This is a genomic window from Oleiphilus sp. HI0067 (assembly GCF_001635735.1).
In genome coordinates this window covers 1-1,174 of sequence record NZ_LWFI01001047.1, presented here as the reverse complement: position 1 = coordinate 1,174, position 1,174 = coordinate 1, and the positions used below count along the sequence as shown (strand labels likewise).

Genomic DNA, 1,174 nt, shown 5'->3' with positions numbered 1-1,174 from the left:
TTGCGCCGCCTGGACATCGAGGTGGAGACTTGTGGTTAAGTGTTAGAGAGCAAGGCAAAGTCTGCTGGGTGACATGCGACAGCTTTTTGAACTACCCGCGGATGTCGAATCAGCCAATAGCGCGTTTTACCCAGAAGATAATGGGTGCAGCCCCTGGTTTGAAGTTGAGTCGAGTGATCAAATATTTATTGCTCACGAATCGCAAGAGTTTCAAAAAATGGTGTTTAGATATGATTCATCAGGAACGCCCAGTTGCGCTGCTTCCTTCGCATGGTGATCCGATGTTAAGTACCGAACTTGCGGATGAGCTTGAACGGCTTGTACTATCGAGGCTTTAGTCTATATGCTGAGCTAGAGCCCAAGCTACATGCTCGCGGACCATGCCGTCTTCATGATTTTTGTGAGCTTTTAGAGCTTCAATAACTTCGATTGATGTTGGTGCGTTGCCTAGTGCAACTGCAATGTTTCGTAGCCAGCCATGATAGCCAGTACGTCTTATTGCTGAACCTTCTGTTTTTGCTAAGAATTCACTTTCTGTCCAACCAAATAAGCTGACTAAAGTTGCTTTGTCTAGTTCGTGTCGTGGGGTGAAATCGTCTTGGTCGCTATGTTGAGCGAATTTATTCCATGGGCAAACAAGCTGGCAGTCATCACAGCCAAATATTCGGTTGCCCATGTCTTTGCGAAATTCGAGTGGGATTTCTGATTTGTTCTCTATCGTGAGATAAGAAATGCAACGTCGAGCATCAAGCTCATAGGGTGCGGTGAAGGCTTTTGTTGGGCATATGTCTAAGCATGCAGTGCAGCGGCCGCAATGTTCTTTCTCATAGCTGGGTGTGATGGGTAGTGCGAGGTTGGTGTATATCTCGCCGAGAAAAAACCATGAGCCTGCCTCTCTATGAATAATCATTGTGTTTTTGCCGAACCAACCCAAGCCGGAGCGCTGGGCTATCGCGCGTTCTAATACTGGAGCGCTGTCGACAAATGCTCTGAAATTTAGATCTAACTCGCTCTTCGTTCTAACAAAGTGGATAAGATGTTTCAGTCGATTTCGAATGAGTTTATGGTAGTCGCGTCCTAATGTATATCGACTGATGTAAGCGCGGCTTTTATCTTCTAGTTGTTCTAACGCGTGGCCAGCTGACTCTGGTAGATAATTCATTCTGACCGATAT

General features: G+C 46.1%; 2 protein-coding genes. One reads left to right on the top strand and one right to left on the bottom strand.

Annotated elements, in window-relative coordinates; all coding sequences use genetic code 11:
• Positions 1-338, top strand: a 338-nt coding sequence (locus A3739_RS14430; RefSeq protein ID WP_231877085.1) for a hypothetical protein, incomplete at its 5' end; no start/stop codon positions are given.
• Here the strand turns inward: A3739_RS14430 and queG are convergent.
• A partial coding sequence (queG, locus tag A3739_RS14425; RefSeq protein WP_156502599.1) for a tRNA epoxyqueuosine(34) reductase QueG occupies positions 335-1,174 on the bottom strand: 840 nt, incomplete at its 5' end. The genes A3739_RS14430 and queG overlap by 4 nt on opposite strands.